Source organism: Thalassotalea sediminis, assembly GCF_030295915.1.
GTDB lineage: Bacteria > Pseudomonadota > Gammaproteobacteria > Enterobacterales > Alteromonadaceae > Thalassotalea_C > Thalassotalea_C sediminis.
This window is the reverse complement of sequence record NZ_AP027361.1, coordinates 2435773-2451307: the sequence shown is the minus strand read 5'-3', so window position 1 is coordinate 2451307 and position 15535 is coordinate 2435773. Positions and strand designations below refer to the sequence as shown.

10 protein-coding genes are annotated in these 15535 nt (G+C 38.5%); 5 read left to right on the top strand and 5 right to left on the bottom strand.

Going from position 1 to position 15535, the window contains the following annotated elements; genetic code table 11:
* The first annotated feature begins 61 nt into the window (after positions 1-61).
* Entirely contained in the window at positions 62-943 is an 882-nt protein-coding gene (locus QUE09_RS11235; RefSeq protein WP_286232851.1) for an alpha/beta fold hydrolase, read from the top strand.
* Positions 944-956: 13 nt separating this feature from the next.
* Here the strand turns inward: QUE09_RS11235 and QUE09_RS11230 are convergent, their stop codons facing one another.
* Entirely contained in the window at positions 957-1388 is a 432-nt protein-coding gene (locus QUE09_RS11230; protein WP_286232850.1) for a hypothetical protein, read from the bottom strand.
* A gap of 312 nt (positions 1389-1700) precedes the next feature.
* On the opposite strand from QUE09_RS11230, the gene QUE09_RS11225 reads away from it, so the two are divergent.
* A complete protein-coding gene (locus QUE09_RS11225) occupies positions 1701-2069 on the top strand; it encodes a hypothetical protein (RefSeq protein WP_286232849.1) in 369 nt (122 codons plus the stop codon).
* Positions 2070-2561: 492 nt separating this feature from the next.
* On the opposite strand, the gene iadA is transcribed toward QUE09_RS11225, so the two are convergent.
* From iadA to QUE09_RS11210, 3 genes are all read right to left on the bottom strand, one after another.
* Positions 2562-3692 carry a beta-aspartyl-peptidase gene (gene iadA, locus QUE09_RS11220; protein WP_286232848.1) on the bottom strand — a complete coding sequence of 377 codons (1131 nt, stop codon included), beginning with the start codon at positions 3690-3692 and terminating at the stop codon, positions 2562-2564.
* 23 nt (positions 3693-3715) lie between these two features.
* On the bottom strand, positions 3716-5185 hold the full coding sequence (yfcC, locus tag QUE09_RS11215; protein WP_286232847.1) for a putative basic amino acid antiporter YfcC: 1470 nt from the start codon (positions 5183-5185) through the stop codon (positions 3716-3718).
* Positions 5186-5298: 113 nt separating this feature from the next.
* Entirely contained in the window at positions 5299-8217 is a 2919-nt protein-coding gene (locus tag QUE09_RS11210; RefSeq protein ID WP_286232846.1) for a TonB-dependent receptor domain-containing protein, read from the bottom strand.
* 511 nt (positions 8218-8728) lie between these two features.
* On the opposite strand from QUE09_RS11210, the gene QUE09_RS11205 reads away from it, so the two are divergent.
* A complete protein-coding gene (locus QUE09_RS11205) occupies positions 8729-10357 on the top strand; it encodes a cyanophycinase (RefSeq protein ID WP_286232845.1) in 1629 nt (542 codons plus the stop codon).
* Between the two features lie 206 nt (positions 10358-10563).
* On the opposite strand, the gene QUE09_RS11200 is transcribed toward QUE09_RS11205, so the two are convergent.
* Positions 10564-11106: a hypothetical protein gene (locus QUE09_RS11200; RefSeq protein ID WP_286232844.1), complete on the bottom strand. Its 543-nt coding sequence runs from the start codon at positions 11104-11106 to the stop codon at positions 10564-10566.
* Positions 11107-11367: 261 nt separating this feature from the next.
* Between QUE09_RS11200 and QUE09_RS11195 the strand changes: the two genes are divergently transcribed.
* On the top strand, positions 11368-12420 hold the full coding sequence (locus QUE09_RS11195; RefSeq protein ID WP_286232843.1) for an efflux RND transporter periplasmic adaptor subunit: 1053 nt from the start codon (positions 11368-11370) through the stop codon (positions 12418-12420).
* A gap of 8 nt (positions 12421-12428) precedes the next feature.
* Entirely contained in the window at positions 12429-15524 is a 3096-nt protein-coding gene (locus QUE09_RS11190; RefSeq protein ID WP_286232842.1) for an efflux RND transporter permease subunit, read from the top strand.
* The last annotated feature ends 11 nt before the right edge of the window (positions 15525-15535 follow it).

The window sequence follows — 15535 nt, the reverse complement described above, 5'->3', positions numbered from 1 at the left end:
CTTATGTGTTAAATACGATGTTGTCGGTTCGTTAAACATCATATAAATAAGCGAATATATAATGAAGCAAGAATCTTTATTTGTTACCAGTGAAAATCACAAACTTCACGTACGCCATATATTCAAAAAACAGGGTGGAACGCCCATTTTGATGCTTCATGGCACAATAGAGAATGGCAAAATATTCTATACCGAGTCTGGTAAAGGCCTAGCATGTTATCTTGCTCAGCAAGGGTTTGATGTTTATGTACCTGATTTTAGAGGTAAAGGTCAAAGCACACCAACGTTACAAGAAACAACGGCGCACGGCCAACATGAAATGATTATTGATGACGTTCCAAACCTTGTTAAATTTGTTGCTGAGAAAACAGGCCAACCGATGCACGTTATTTGTCACTCTTGGGGAGGTGTTATCTTTTGTAGTAGCTTTGCGCGTTTTCCTTTAATGCAAAAGCATATTGGTAAACTTGTTTGTTTTGGCACAAAACGCAGTCTATTTCGAAAAACATTTAATAAGTTTTGGAAAGTTGATCTATTGTTCAATCGAATAGCGCCGTTTTTAGCAAAACGTAAAGGTTACATTGATGCCGTTAAGCTAAAATTTGGTGCAGATAATGAAACACGTCGGTTTTTACATCAATGCACCTACTGGGTTAAGCCTAACCCATGGCATGATCCCGAAGATAAGTTTGACTATGGACAAGCCGCGAAACAAACCGTATGGCCTTCAACCTGGCATTTAACCGGTTTAAAAGATGATTTACTTGGCCATATTGACGACGTAAAAGCTTTTGTTGAAGAGACTAAACCTGACGCTAAAGTAAGCTTGCTCTCTAAACGTGCCGGAAATTTGAAAGATTATGATCACATTAACATATTAACGGATGCACAAGCCGTTAATGATCATTTTCCTGCAGTTTTAGCATGGCTTAATGATCATTAACCTGACACTAAAATTACTTTAACCATCCTCGACGAGTTGCCTTTGTTGATAGCCAAATGAGTAATAGGCCTACAATAGCAACTAAAGAGGGCATGATCACACTCGTACTGCCGTAAACAGCCAGTGAGTCGATAATATAAAAAGCGTGAAAGTTTTGAACAATAACGGCGACAAATGACAGAATAAATAGACTTTTTGCCAACGCTTTTTTTAGTAATATTAAAATACAGCCAAGAGTGCCAGTGATAACGGCTGTGGCAAAGGCGATTGTCGCCCATGGCTGATTATTCTGATAAAGAGCTTGTTCAGCCTCTGGAAGTTTAGCTATCATTTCTGGTGTCATCATAATATGGCCTACAAAAGCCATCAGCCCTAGCATATTCCAAATAAGCGCGATGATACCTACGATATAAAACCATTTTGGTACTTTTGTTTCTTGCGTCATATTTACCTTCTTATTTTTATTGATTATTGTTTTAAATGCGCTTTGTCTAATGAATGATACTATTAAACATCGCTTTTTATAGTGTAGTTATATTTTGAAAAAAATTATACGTGAGTTAGGCATAGTTGTATAAAATGCCACGGATAGCACGAAATAATTATTAATAATATGAAGAAGTTACTTGTTTTTATAAAATATAGCTTTTTGGAACTTATCGTTGGCTGTAGTGCTCCGACGACGGTACATTTATATGGAAAACATCTTCAACGATCCGAAATTAACGTACTGTAATAGTCGTTAACTAATACTGACATGGTCGTTGATGTAAATAGATTACCGTTTCCAAAAACTATTGGTGATAATACTTTAATTTATGCACCGAGCAACGGCAGTAAGCAAAACGCTGAACATGTTATGTTACTCGTTAATAAACTCGGCTTTTCTATAGCGAATACCGGGCTAAGCCTTGCAAGTAAGCAAAGTTTTACTGCAAAAAATATGGGTCTGTACCTTATATCAAATGATGTAAAAAGTTCTGATATTTTACACGTAAAAAATGCCTACAAAATCCCATTGATAAGTGAATATTCAGTGCGAAATTGTCTAAACTCTAGCACCTTAGTGTTACTAAAAAATGGTCACTTTCATATTGAAGAAGATGTGTGGGATGCGTCAAATTAATTGTATAATGAGCAGGTATTCAAAGGCACTTAGCAACTTAAAGAAGTAAAATTTCTATTCTTAGATAGTCCACAAATAGAATCGACTTTAATTTTTGAGCGCAAAGTGTTTACACGTTGCATTAATGAGGGCGAATTGAAAGGTTTTCAGTTTTTACCATTGTCGACTAATAGTAAAACAGGACATGCTGGCCGTTTATATTGTAACTATGAAATAAGCCAAATACGGTAAATAACATACATTATGTTGAGCAAAATCAGTTCCACATTGCAGATTTATTAGTGAACTGTTTTTACTATTTAAATTCTGCTTAACTGAAATAATGATAAATGTCATCTAGATGAGTCAAAGCTGTTATCTACGCTTCTAACTTTGAGTTAAATTTTGGAAGGGCTCATAAAAGTTAAGTTAAAGCTTAAGTAAGTCTCTTATAATTACTTAAGCTTTTTATAAGCATGATGTTGGCGTTAGTGTTTTAATACTACCGATTAATTAAGTCATTTTAATGCCTTTTGCATACACAGAGCTAACCGCTAACGTTGACTTATTGAGTAGGTTTATATCAGCGTCATACCCTTGTTGTATTCTTCCTTTGTTTTGCAGTTTTAATATGTTAGCTGGTGATTTTGTGATGGTAGTCAAAGCTGTGTCTATCGGTACATCAAATTCAGTAACCGCTTCGACAAACGATAGGTGAAGACTCTTTACTTCGCCTACTTGAAGATCAATCAATGCTCCTTGTTCATCAAATACAGGCAGGCTCGCATTACCATCAGAGCTCATCGTTAATTGAGACACATTAATACCTTTATCTAAACACATAGCTAGAGCTTGTGCTGCTTTAACCTCACCAGACGCTAATATTTGTTCATTAGTACTGGTGGTAAAGTCTAAAAAACCACCTGCTTGTGCAAACTTAATACCTTGAGATAATAAGTTGCTGGTACGATTAATATGAGTAGGGTAAAACTGTGTTATGGGAATATCCGTTTGTTCTGTTACTTGGTGCAGTATTGACAAACCGCTGGGTTCATCACCTACGTGAATACTAACAATACCAGCCTTATTCGCTAGCATTCCAGCAACGCGTGCTTCTGATGTTAAACGAGCCAATTCTTGTACAGTAATTTGAGAACTTCTGTGATCGGCAATAGCTACTTCCCCAATACCAATAAATTTATTGATGAGCATAATATCTTTAGTGACAGACTCAGTGATCGTAACTGCAGGGATATGGTAAGAACCGGTATAACAAAAAACACTTATTCCTTGCTCTTCTAGGGCGTAAGTTTTAGCTAATAGGTTTTCGAGACTGCGAGTAATTGAGTCTGTGCCAAGCACGCCAATGATTGTTGTAACACCACCAGCAATAGCTTCTTCTATCTTCATTTCGGGGGTTCTTGTTGCAAAACCACCTTCACCACCACCTCCTGTTATATGTACAAGCGAGTCTACAAAACCTGGTACTAACAGCGACTGGTTAACGTCAATAACTTCGATATCTAAATCCAAAAATGGAGATAAATCTTTGGCAATTTTGATAATTTTACCACCCGCTACTAATACATCGTTGATGCCGAGTGGTTCAGGTGCATAAACGTCAGCCTGTCTAAATAATTTCATAAAACGTCCTTTATACAGTTTGATTAAGCAAAGTTAATCATTACTGCTGTAATAATAAATAAGCTAGCGGCAGACATTATCACTAACATAAACTTAGCGATAAATTTTGCCCAAACACCCCAATCTATGCGAGCAACACCTAAACAACCAATTAACGACGCTGATGTTGGAATAATAAGGTTTGTAAGGCCATCACCTAGTTGGAATGCAAGTACTGCTATTTGTCTGCTAACTCCAACTAAATCACTAAGAGGAGCCATTAATGGCATAGTTAACGCCGCTTGACCTGATCCTGATGCGATAAAAAAGTTAAAGATCGACTGAAATATAAACATTAACAGCGCAGAAAGTACGGTCGGTAATTCACCGATGACATTTGATGCAGTATATAAAATAGTATTTAGTACCGAAGCTTCATCAGCTTGATCACCACCTAATATGATGACGATCCCTTTCGCCATACCTACTATCATTGCAGCAGGTAATAGCTCTTGCGCCCCTTTTTTGAATGCATTTGCTACTTGGTTTACGTTAAGCCGCTTACTTAAAATGGCAATAAAACCGATGATAATACCCATGGTAAAAAATTGACTAGCAATTTCAGGAATATAATAGCCTTTGGCAATAACTCCCCAAATGACCCATGCTATTGCTATAAAAAAGCTCAATAAGATGACCGAGTCCGCCTTACTGAATGTTTGAGCAACTTGGCTTTTTGTATTTTTTTGTATTTTTATATCAACATTGTAATTAGGTGAAAGCTCAGGGTTCGCCTTTATCTTTGCCGCGTACTTCATGGTAAATATAACGCCGATAATCGTGAGCACAAACCACATGATAATTCGAAATTCCATACCCGATAACAACGGTACCTCTGCAATTCCTTGTGCTATCGCAACGCTAAAAGGGTTCATCCAAGACGCAGCAAAGCCAATTTGTGTTGCTACATAGGTCACCAGAACAGTAGTAATTGAATCGTATCCTATGGCTAACATCAACGGTAGCAATACAATGCAAAAAGCGATAGCTTCTTCTCCCATACCAAAGATTGCGCCACCAAGTGAAAATAATGTAAAAAGTATTGGAATAAATAGTCGTTCTAAGCGTTGTGTTTTATTAATCAAAGCAAGTATGCCGTTATCAACAGCGCCTGTTTGCATTACTATGCCAAAAGCGCCACCAGTTAAAATGATAAACATCATTACACCTATGGCAGATCCCCATTTATCGCCTGAAACCATTCCTTCAAAGGCAAAGTTAAAAAAACCAACCTCGCCACTTTCCGAAAATAGCGGCACTCCTTGGTAACTTTCTACTACTTGATAGCTATCAGTAACTAGTATCTTCTTACCTGTTTCTGGATTAAGTTCAGTATTAAACTTACCAGCAGGAATAATGTGGGTAGCGATTGCGGCTAATAAAACGACAATAAATAGGATAATGAAGGCATCTGGCATTGATTTAGCTGAGCCATTCTTTATAGCTTTGTTCATTCATTTCACTCTTTATTTAGATTGCTTTTATTGCCGCAGAAACTTATGCGAGCAATAAAAAATAAAAAGGGTTAAGCATAAGTTAATTAAACCTAACCCGGTTTCAGCATCGCTTAGTTAAAAAAGTAAGTAAATGATAATTTATAGTTCGCACCTAAGGCGTTGTGATTTATAGAATCAAAACCTCGGCTTGAGCCATAAGCAACAGGAGGCGCTTTATCGAATAAATTATTTACAGTGAGATTTACGTTCATATTGTCGAAATCGTAACCAATGTTTGCTCTAACGGTTGTCCAAGCATTAACGTCTCGTTGACCGTTGCTGTCAAGTTTACTTAAGGCATCTAACTCATCTAAATTTCGACCACGCAACCCTTCAATATCATCAGCGTAGCTGGCGGTATATTGTGCGGTTAAGCTGGCATAAAAGTTATCTTGTGACCAGTTGATACGAAGATTAGCAATATTCTCAGGATAACGCCATGTACCGATCAGTTCTTCAATTTTATCTGAGCCTGGTTTATTGCGATCAAATTTCATGTAATGCGTCGCATCTAACGCAATTGATAATCGCCCCATATTCACGTTTATTATGTGCTCAAAACCTAAATCAATACCAGCAACTGTTTGCTTACCTGTGTTTTGTAACTGAATTACGTGATCACGATATAACGGTAATTCGGCATACCGAGGTACGTCAAAAATGACCCAAGCGTCAAGAATTTCCGAGAGGTTAGCACCTGGGTCTTCAACTGTTAATCCATTGTTGTCTGTCACTAAACATAAGTCTTCTTCATATGAAATACCCGTCTCACCATCAGGTACAATGCCACAATGGCGTAGTGAATGGTCTGAGATTGCAGCATTTAATGTTGCTGTCATATCGGTATCAATTAAGTCTTCGTGTTTAAACTGCCAATAATCAACGGTTAAGGTCGTATCGATAGTTGGGCTATATGCAAAACCTACGCTAACAGATTCAGATTCCTCTGCTAATAAGGATCTATTGCCTAACTCTAATACGTTAGGGCTGCGTTCATCGCCAAATCCTTCACAGTATAAATTTGCAACAGCTTGGTTTGCTCCACAATCATAGGTTGCGGTAGTCGTACGTAACTTAACGCCAGCCTGAGTCAGTGATGGCGCTCTAAATGAAGTAGACCAAGAACCACGTAATATAAGTTCATCAATTGGTCGATAACTAAAACCTATTTTAGGGTTAAAAGTATCACCAAAATCGTCATAATCATCATAGCGACCAGCAACTTGAAACTCTAATTGATCGGTCAAAGGTATATAAAGTTCAGCAAACAAACCAAACTGTTGGCGGTTCGCTGCTGATAAACTAGAACCAAATCCAAACACATCTACAAGGTAATCATTTTCAGCCTGAGCACGCGAATTTACTGAGGGAGTATCGGTAATTTCTTCTTTGCGGACTTCAGCGCCAAATGCAGCGCTAACAACTTGCTCGCCAAACTCAAACAGTTGCCCCGATATACGTGCATCCCAAGCGTAAACGGTGCTTTCACCATTTCGCGTTGGTATTTCTTGAGTTTTGGCAAGTAAAGCATCGTTGGCGCTATCGCCTGCTAAAAATGGGTTGTAACTATTAAGTAAGCTTCCATCTGTACAGCTTAAAGTAGCGTCAGTATAGGTTGCTATTTTACCGTCACTACAGAGTTCGCCATTAATTGCAGCATGATACTTGTATCGATTATAAATACCAGCTATCGCTTCTTGTTCAGATTCTGATTTTGACAGTGTGATGGCCGTTTCCCAGTCCCAATCATGATAAACTCCAGATAAGCCTGAAACTAAACGGAAGGCGTTGGTTTCTACTGCTATAGTTCGAGGATTCGAAAATCGAGCATCAAACATAAAGCCTTCGTCAACCCAACGTCCAGTCTGTGTTTGATAATCCTCAATCCACATATCATAAAGCAATGTATCTTTGGTTTCGTTATCAAAGATATCAAGTGTTGATACAGGAACGAATGGCCCTTCTGTATCGTCTATGCGATTAATCGGGGCAGGTGAAGACACTGCAATGGATTTTGTTCGACTGTAGAAAAAGTCGGTATTCCATACCGTATCACCAAATTCACGACTAAATATAAAACCGGTTGATGCGCTCTCTAGTTCGCTAATTAGTTCATCATCTTCATTGTGATAATAAGCACAAATTTCTTCGTCGTACTCAGTGGTTACAAATGCTGTTTTACAGTTAGGAGCTCCTATTTCCTCTGTGCCTGAGTAGGATGACAAATAATAAATATTTGGCGTATCTTTTGGCAGATATGAATAATTACTGACTAAAGTTGGTTTTTTTGTGAAACTACGATCTTGTGCGTTAAAGCTGTTTCTATCAAAGTAGTCAGCAAAAACGGTTAACTGACCGCCAAGCGCCTCGGTACCTAAGACAAAATTGAGGTTATATTTGCCTTCGTCGGTATCTTCAAAACTGTTACCGTATGAGAGGTTTAGTTCTGTCCCTTGATAATCTTTTTTTAGGATGTAATTAATTACGCCTGCGACGGCGTCAGCACCATAAATAGCAGACGCCCCAGACGCAAGTACTTCAATTTTTTCAATTGCCGCTAGGGGAATACTGTTTATGTCAACGAAGTTTTGTGTACCAGACGCGAAAGAACTTGCTGCAACTCGGCGGCCATTAATCAGTGTTAACGTTGAACTTGGCCCAAGGCCTCTTAATGAAGCAGCAGCCTGACCAGCTGGTGTTGACGTTGATGTTGCACCACTTTCAGATGTAGTAAATGAACCTAAGCCACCACGTGTTTGAGTAACTTGGCTCATCAATTCAGCAATCGTTGAAGCACCAGAGTTTTTTATTTCCTCACTTGAAAGTACAACCATTGGTTGCATGCCCTCAAGATCAACCCCTTTAATTTGGCTACCTGTAACGGTAACTCTCTCGATTGTTTGCTCGTCAGTTTGTTGAGCAAATATAGAACTTGTAAAACAAAGACTTGCTAGAGCAAGTGTGATTGAATTTCGTTTAAATAATGACATGTTATCTACCTTAATGGCATCCAAGTGCACATGTTTATGTTATTAGACGTGCATGGATGATCTAAATTTTAATTATTTTTAGATAATGGACTAAGCATGACAAAGCCCTCGAAGCAATTAAGCCGCAAGGTTTATTCGTCAAACCACTCCGAAAGGTAGTAGTTTTGATAAGAATATGTTGATAGCGTGAAGGCTTTCTTGTACATGTAAAAGTGTCTTATCTCAAACTATGGGTTGTCAATGACAATCCTGATAAAGGTTTAATGGGTTGCTTGTTGGCGCAAGCAGATTTTATGTTCTCTTTTTTAGGAATACTCTGGATACAATTTCTTGTCAATAGTGTCTTGATGAAAAATTATTGTAATATATATTTCGGGAGAAAATAAAAATGCTGCTAAAATCGTTAATATTGACGCTAATGTGTTTAATCTTGTTACCAAGTTATGCCAAAAGCTTTGATGAATATACTAAGCTTTTTTTAGTTGGAGGTGGGCTAAAAACCTGTTCTTCCATGTCTAAAACGCAATGTCAACGTGATGACTTATTTGCTGATGACGTAAAAACTCAATCCTTATTTCAGTTGAATGAGGATAATATTGCGCTACTATTTCGTCATTGGCCTAGGGATCATTTAGTTGAACAAAGAGCCGCTTTAAAGCGATTACTACTAAAAATGGCGCGATTGAATAGTGAGGTATTAACGAAAGCGACATTACGAAAATTATGGCTGCAACAAGGGGGCCGAACATTAGTTAACCAACTAGCAGATAGAGAATTTTACTTGATGCTTGATGCCCTTGAAATCATGCAGGTAAATAAAAATGGTTACAGGGTTACGGAAAAAGTAGGGTTAAAACACAATAAAAACCCTTTTTCACGTGAAGTGTTTACTACTTTTTCACAGTTAGCAGCATTAAAAAACGCGCAAGATAAACCTCCTCACATATTAGTGGTAACAGCATCGGCTCGTGATCCTTACGAAGCGGCTGATTTTTATGTAGAAGTATTTAAAGCAACAGGTGCTGAAGTTACTTGGCTACCTATTGACGCGGCATTGAATACCCTATGGCAGGAACAAGGACACTCTGCGCAAGCATGTGCCATGATAGAGAAATATCAAGCACGCGTGCTTAAAACTATTAAGCGGAAATTCGTCTATCCTGATCGTTTCCTCTCGCAACAGACATTCTGTCAGCAGCCTGAACTTTTTCTAAATTTAATAAAAAAAGCTGACGGTTTGTTTATCAATGGTGGCGATCAGTCACTAACCGCTAAAGCATTCAAAAACAAAGATAATTATGATAACAAACTGTTAACATTGATAAGACAACGGATGGAAAAAAACACCTTGTTGGTGGGCGGGACTAGTGCGGGCACTGCGGTTATGTCGGGAGGTAAATTTAACCAAAACCAGACGCCAATGATCACTAACGGCAGAAGTGAGGTCGCGCTTGTTCGTGGAGCAAAAGCTGACATATTGCCCAATGCTGGCTGTCAAAAGGCAAATAAATGTGCCGTTGATTTGCTAAATGGTGACTTAACCTATAACACGCAAGGTGGTTTAGGTTTGTTCCCATGGGGAATTATGGACACACATTTTTCTGAACGTGGTAGACAAGGTCGTTTATTGAAGGTAGTTGAACAAACTGACGTTAGCTTTGCTTTTGGCGTTGATGAAGCGACAGCACTTGCCGTTAGTTGGCAGAGTAATGAAAATATTGAAATGAAAGTTGTTGGTCAAGGCGGTGTTTTTATTGTTGAGAAACCCTCTTTAACAAAACCATCAAAGTTAATAACACATTATCCAACACGAGAAGATTCGCTTGTATTAAGCAAAAATAAGTTGTCTATTTTATTTGCCAATTGGAAGGTTCCATCAAATAATACAAATGCTTTGCTCAGTGAAAAAGATGATATTTTTTCTGGGCAAAGGTACCTTCGAGCAATGAATAACTTGTGTTTAAGTAGCGAACATGAGCAAATCTATACAAGCCATTGGCAAGGTAATGAGTTACGTATCTTAATCAATAAAACGCGTGCGTGGGAAAGTGTTACCGGTATATTTAAAAATAATACGATTGAACGTAGTTATTGTAGCTACAAAAATGCTCAAGTTAGTGTCGAAATAGTGCATGATTAACTTAAATTGCTAGAACGTATAGCAATTCGTGGTTAAACGTTATCGGCTGTCTGATTTACTTAAAAATATAGGAAAATACGGGCAGCCGACCCTTAACTAACAAATTTTGCGATGAATTTAGATAGGAGGCTGATAATGCGTGGCAGTCTTAAAGAGTAATTGCTCAAGAATATTTTTATAATGGTTAGCTTTTTATAAAGCTTTATTTATGCGCTTCTGGTCAACTTTTCTTTAAGTGTTAAGTACTGTTGGGTCATTATGGCTAGGTCTGCTTTTACTTCATCAAGCTCTGATTGTAATACTCGTGACTTTTGAATTGCGGCTAATTTATCTTCCATTAATTCAGTTTCTTTTTTGTTCGCGATCGCGAGCTTCGCTTTGGTTTCATCGAGCAGCGTAAGTAAACGCATTACGTCTTTGTTCTCTGTAAATACCTGATCACGACCAAGCTTGTCTTCTATAGGTTCGCCTTCGTCGGCAATTTCATTCGCTTTGCCTACAAAATACAAATATGACAATCGTAAAGCAAAGAATAGGACAGTTAATAAAAGCGAGAGTAGATATTGATGTTCAATGCTAGCAATAGCAGCATTCAGTTTGTTATTTACGCCGCCTGAAGCCGAAATGAATGTGACAAAAAATTGATTATGCAAGGCTAACCAAATAAGTGCGTAAACGAGTAAAAAGTTTGGTGCTTTTGGTTGAGCACGATAAAAGCTAATAATGTTTTTTATGTAAGGCTTAAGCATTGAAAATCCCTTTATTGAACACACCTTTTACATTCAGTTTACCGCGTTTAACGGGTAATTTAAATTGCTGTAGGTAACACCGAAATACAAATTAAGCTTAATAGGCCGACCATATCGGCTAGTTAGTTGAAGAGTTGTTATATAAATTGCCGTGTTTAAAGGTGTTTTTAAGATAAATGTACAAGTATCTGAGATATGTGACCGCCGTTTATGGCGATTCTTTTGTATACTATATTCAAGTAAATTTTGAGTGTAAACGAGATGTATTCTACGCAATCAGGTAAAGCTTTATTTCCCTTTATTATTACCGTATTAGCTGGTCTTTGTATTTATTTGTATTTGCCTGTTAGCCAAGGCGAAAAAAATGATATGGCAGGACATGCTACTCAGGTCGAGGCACACATTGCAACATTGCAAGAAAATGCCGTATTAATTGAGGCGATTGGCAGTGCCCGTGCTAATCAAGCTATCTACGTAAAAAGTGCACAAAGTGATTATATTACCGATATATTTTTTGAAGATGGCCAATTAGTAAAGAAAGGTCAAAAGTTAGTGCAACTGCAATCGCAGGAAGAAAAGTTTGCTGTGAAAGAGTTATCGATTAATTTACGTGAAGAGCAGCGACAATTAAATCGATTGAAAGAGCTGGCACGTTCACAAGCTACGGCTAAATCTATGCTCGAGGAACAGCTCTCAAAAGTAGATGCTACACAGGCACAATTAGAAAGTGCTAAAACAAAACTTGCTGAAATGACGGTAACTGCACCGTTTTCTGGGTTATTAGGAAAACGCGAGATTTCGATTGGTAGCTTTGTTAATACTTCTACAAACATTACCACGCTAGATGACATCAGTATTATTAAAGTAGACTTTAAAGTCCCTGAAAAATATCTTGCACAGTTAACAGTTGGTATGACGGTTACTACAAAGAATGATGCTTATCCAAACCATATATTTTCGGGCGAGGTAACGCATATTAGTTCTCGTATAGATGCGGTTACTCGCAGTATTGAAGTTACCGCTAGCTTTGAGAATAAACAAGGGCTTTTACGCCCAGGAATGTTATTAGATACCGCATTACAATTGAGCTCTGAACAAGCAATTATGATACCTGAAAAAGCGGTTATTCCGTTAAAAGATCAACATTATGTTTTTGCAATTGAAAAAGGTGTAGCAAATCGCGTTCAAGTGCACGTAGTAGGTCGACATGACGGCTGGGTTGCAATTGATAAAGGCCTAAGTGATGGCCAACAAATAGTGACCGAAGGACTGATAAAAATACGTTCTGGCAGCAAAGTTAGTATCAAGGGGTAATTTAAGTCGTGAAAATTACAGATACTAGTGTAAAACGTCCGGTTTTTGCCATTGTTATAAACCTGCTTTTGCTTACGTTTGGTATTGTTGCATTTACCATGTTGCCGTTGCGTGAATATCCAGATATCGAATCTCCTATTGTCAGCGTAAGTACAAGTTATACTGGCGCAAGCGCAGAGATTATTGAAACCAAAATAACCCAAGTACTAGAGAATCGTATTTCGGGTATTGAAGGCATTAAAAGCATTAATTCATCGAGCCGCAATGGTCGTTCAAACATTACCATTGAGTTTAATATCAGTAGAGATATTGATGCGGCATCAAATGATGTTCGCGAGCGTGTCGCAAGAGCTCTCGATAGTTTACCTGAGCAAGTTAGGCCACCCGAAGTATCTAAATCTAATAGTGACGAAAGTCCGATCGCTTGGTTTGTGTTAAATAGTACGACAATGGATTCATTGCAACTGTCAGATTACGCTCAGCGCTTTATTGTCGATAGATTAGCTGTTGTTGATGGTGTTTCAAATGTTCGTGTTGGTGGTGAACGAAAATATGCCATGAAAGTATGGTTAAATCGTAAAGCTATGGCCGCCAGGGGGATCACCAGCCAAGATATTGAAAATACACTGAGAACAGAAAATGTTGAATTGCCTGCGGGTGAAATAGAATCGGTTGACCGTGATTTTACTGTGCGCACAGCGCGTAGTTATAAAGATCAAACTGATTTTAGAAATTTAGTGATTAAACGTGGTGAAGATGGCTATTTAGTGCGATTAGGCGAAGTAGCCGATGTACATCTAGAAGCGGCTGACGATGAAAGTTTGTTTCGAGGTAATGGTCGAGACATGATTGGCCTTGGTATCGTAAAACAGGCAAAGGCCAATACGTTAACCGTGGTAGAAAATGCACGTCTTGAATTAGAAAAGATTAAGCGAAACTTACCAGAAGGCACAACCATAGAAGACAGTTATGACTCTTCTATCTTCATCAAGGAGTCTATTGATGAAGTTTATCGTACCCTTGCTATTTCCATGACTTTAGTTGTACTCGTTATTTACCTGTTCCTAGGCAATATTCGTGCTACGTTAATTCCTGCTGTAACTGTGCCTGTGGCATTAGTGGGCAGTTTTATGTTCTTGCTCGCCATGGATTATTCGATTAATTTGCTAACGCTACTCGCTTTAGTTTTGGCGATAGGGCTTGTGGTCGATGATGCCATTGTTATGCTCGAAAATATTCATCGTCGCATAGAGTTAGGTGAACAACCATTATTAGCGGCTTATCGAGGTGCGCGTGAAGTGGGATTTGCGATTATAGCAACGACATTAGTACTTATTTCAGTGTTCGTACCACTGGTATTTATGGATGGACGTATTGGTGCATTATTTACTGAATTTGCAATGGCGGTTAGCGCCGCGGTGTTTTTCTCAAGTATCACTGCACTTACATTATCTCCAGCACTTTGTTCTAAAGTATTAAAACCATCTGAAAAAGAGAGTAAATTTAGTCAATGGATGGATAAACGATTTCAGAAGATCGAACAGGCTTATAAAGCATCAATTCGCTCCAACATGCTACGTAAATGGAGCTTAGTTGCTACGTTGTTATTATCAGGGTTTGCGAGTTATTCATTGTTACAACAAGTACCATCGGAGCTCACACCAAAAGAAGATCGTGGCACCTTCTTTTTAATGATGAATGGCCCACAAGGGGCAAGTTATGAAAATAATGCTGCAAATATGGCGAAAATTGAAGAACGATTATTGCCTTATTCTCAATCTGGCGAGCTAAGTCGTGTACTTATTCGAGTGCCAGGTTGGGGCGGTAGAGGTGGTGTTGCCATTGTTGGCATGGCTGACTGGGACGAAAGAAAGCGTTCAACTTGGGACGTTATGGATGAAATCAGTGGTAAAATGCGAGAGGTTACTGATGTACGCGCGTTTGCAATTATGCGTCGAGGCATTGGGGGGGGAGGCTCATCTCGACCTATAGAGTTTGTATTGCAAGGTAATGATTATGCGCAACTTGCAGATTGGCGTGATCGAATCATTAAACGTGCAGAAACAAACCCTGGTCTTGTGCGCATTGACCATGATTACAAAGAGACTTTTCCACAATTTTTAGTCAATATCGACAAAAATAAAGCAGCCGATCTAGGTGTTTCCGTTTCTGATATTGGTAGAACATTAGAAACAATGTTAGGACAACGTCGTGCAACCACATTTATTGATCGTGGTGAAGAGTACGATGTGATATTGAAAGGCACGAAGAAAGATTTTTCAAATCCTACCGATATATCTAATATTTACTTAAAATCACGCAGTGGTGAGTTAGTACCATTAGACAGTTTGATCACGTTAACGGAAGAAGCAACCGCTTCTCGACTTAATCGTTATAACCGAATGCGCTCAATTACCTTAAGCGCAAATTTAGCTGATGGTTATACGCTAGAAGAAGCACTTAACTTTTTAAATCAAGTTGCAGCTGAAGAAAATGACATAGACGGTGCCGTTGATTACAAAGGTGAATCACAGTTGTTTTATGAAGGTGCTTCAGCGATGACTTATGTCTTTATACTCGCGTTGACCGTGACATTCTTGGTGTTAGCAGCACAATTTGAAAGTTTCGTGCATCCCTTTGTTATTATGTTAACGGTGCCTTTAGGGTTAGTTGGTGCGTTGTTTGGTTTGTGGTCAACAGGGTTAACACTGAATATATACAGCCAAATAGGCATTGTCATGTTAATCGGATTAAGTGCCAAAAATGGTATTTTGATTGTCGAATTCACCAATCAATTGCGCGATAAAGGCGTTGAGTTTAGTGAAGCTATTGTGCAGGCTGCCGCTCAACGTTTAAGGCCGATTATTATGACATCATTAACAACCGTGATGAGTGCCGTACCGCTAGTATTAGCTTCAGGTCCTGGTGCTGAAAGTCGTATGGTAATAGGGGTTGTAGTGTTTACTGGTGTTATTGTTGCAACGTTATTAACCTTGTTTATTATTCCTGCTGCTTACTATGCCTTGGCTAAAAACACCCAATCACCAGAGTTCTTGCAGCATAAGCTTGAGCAACAGGCAAAAGAAAAACCGCTAAAAGATTAATGTTTCTCATT

What these genes read in the sequence shown, in the direction of transcription:
- QUE09_RS11200 (WP_286232844.1), bottom strand. Translation starts at nt 11,106, where the DNA reads ATGCTTAAGCCTTACATAAAAAACATTATTAGCTTTTATCGTGCTCAA.
- QUE09_RS11210 (WP_286232846.1), bottom strand. Translation starts at nt 8,217, where the DNA reads ATGTCATTATTTAAACGAAATTCAATCACACTTGCTCTAGCAAGTCTT.
- QUE09_RS11235 (WP_286232851.1), top strand. Translation starts at nt 62, where the DNA reads ATGAAGCAAGAATCTTTATTTGTTACCAGTGAAAATCACAAACTTCAC.
- iadA (WP_286232848.1), bottom strand. Translation starts at nt 3,692, where the DNA reads ATGAAATTATTTAGACAGGCTGACGTTTATGCACCTGAACCACTCGGC.
- QUE09_RS11195 (WP_286232843.1), top strand. Translation starts at nt 11,368, where the DNA reads ATGTATTCTACGCAATCAGGTAAAGCTTTATTTCCCTTTATTATTACC.
- QUE09_RS11225 (WP_286232849.1), top strand. Translation starts at nt 1,701, where the DNA reads ATGGTCGTTGATGTAAATAGATTACCGTTTCCAAAAACTATTGGTGAT.
- yfcC (WP_286232847.1), bottom strand. Translation starts at nt 5,185, where the DNA reads ATGAACAAAGCTATAAAGAATGGCTCAGCTAAATCAATGCCAGATGCC.
- QUE09_RS11230 (WP_286232850.1), bottom strand. Translation starts at nt 1,388, where the DNA reads ATGACGCAAGAAACAAAAGTACCAAAATGGTTTTATATCGTAGGTATC.
- QUE09_RS11205 (WP_286232845.1), top strand. Translation starts at nt 8,729, where the DNA reads ATGTCTAAAACGCAATGTCAACGTGATGACTTATTTGCTGATGACGTA.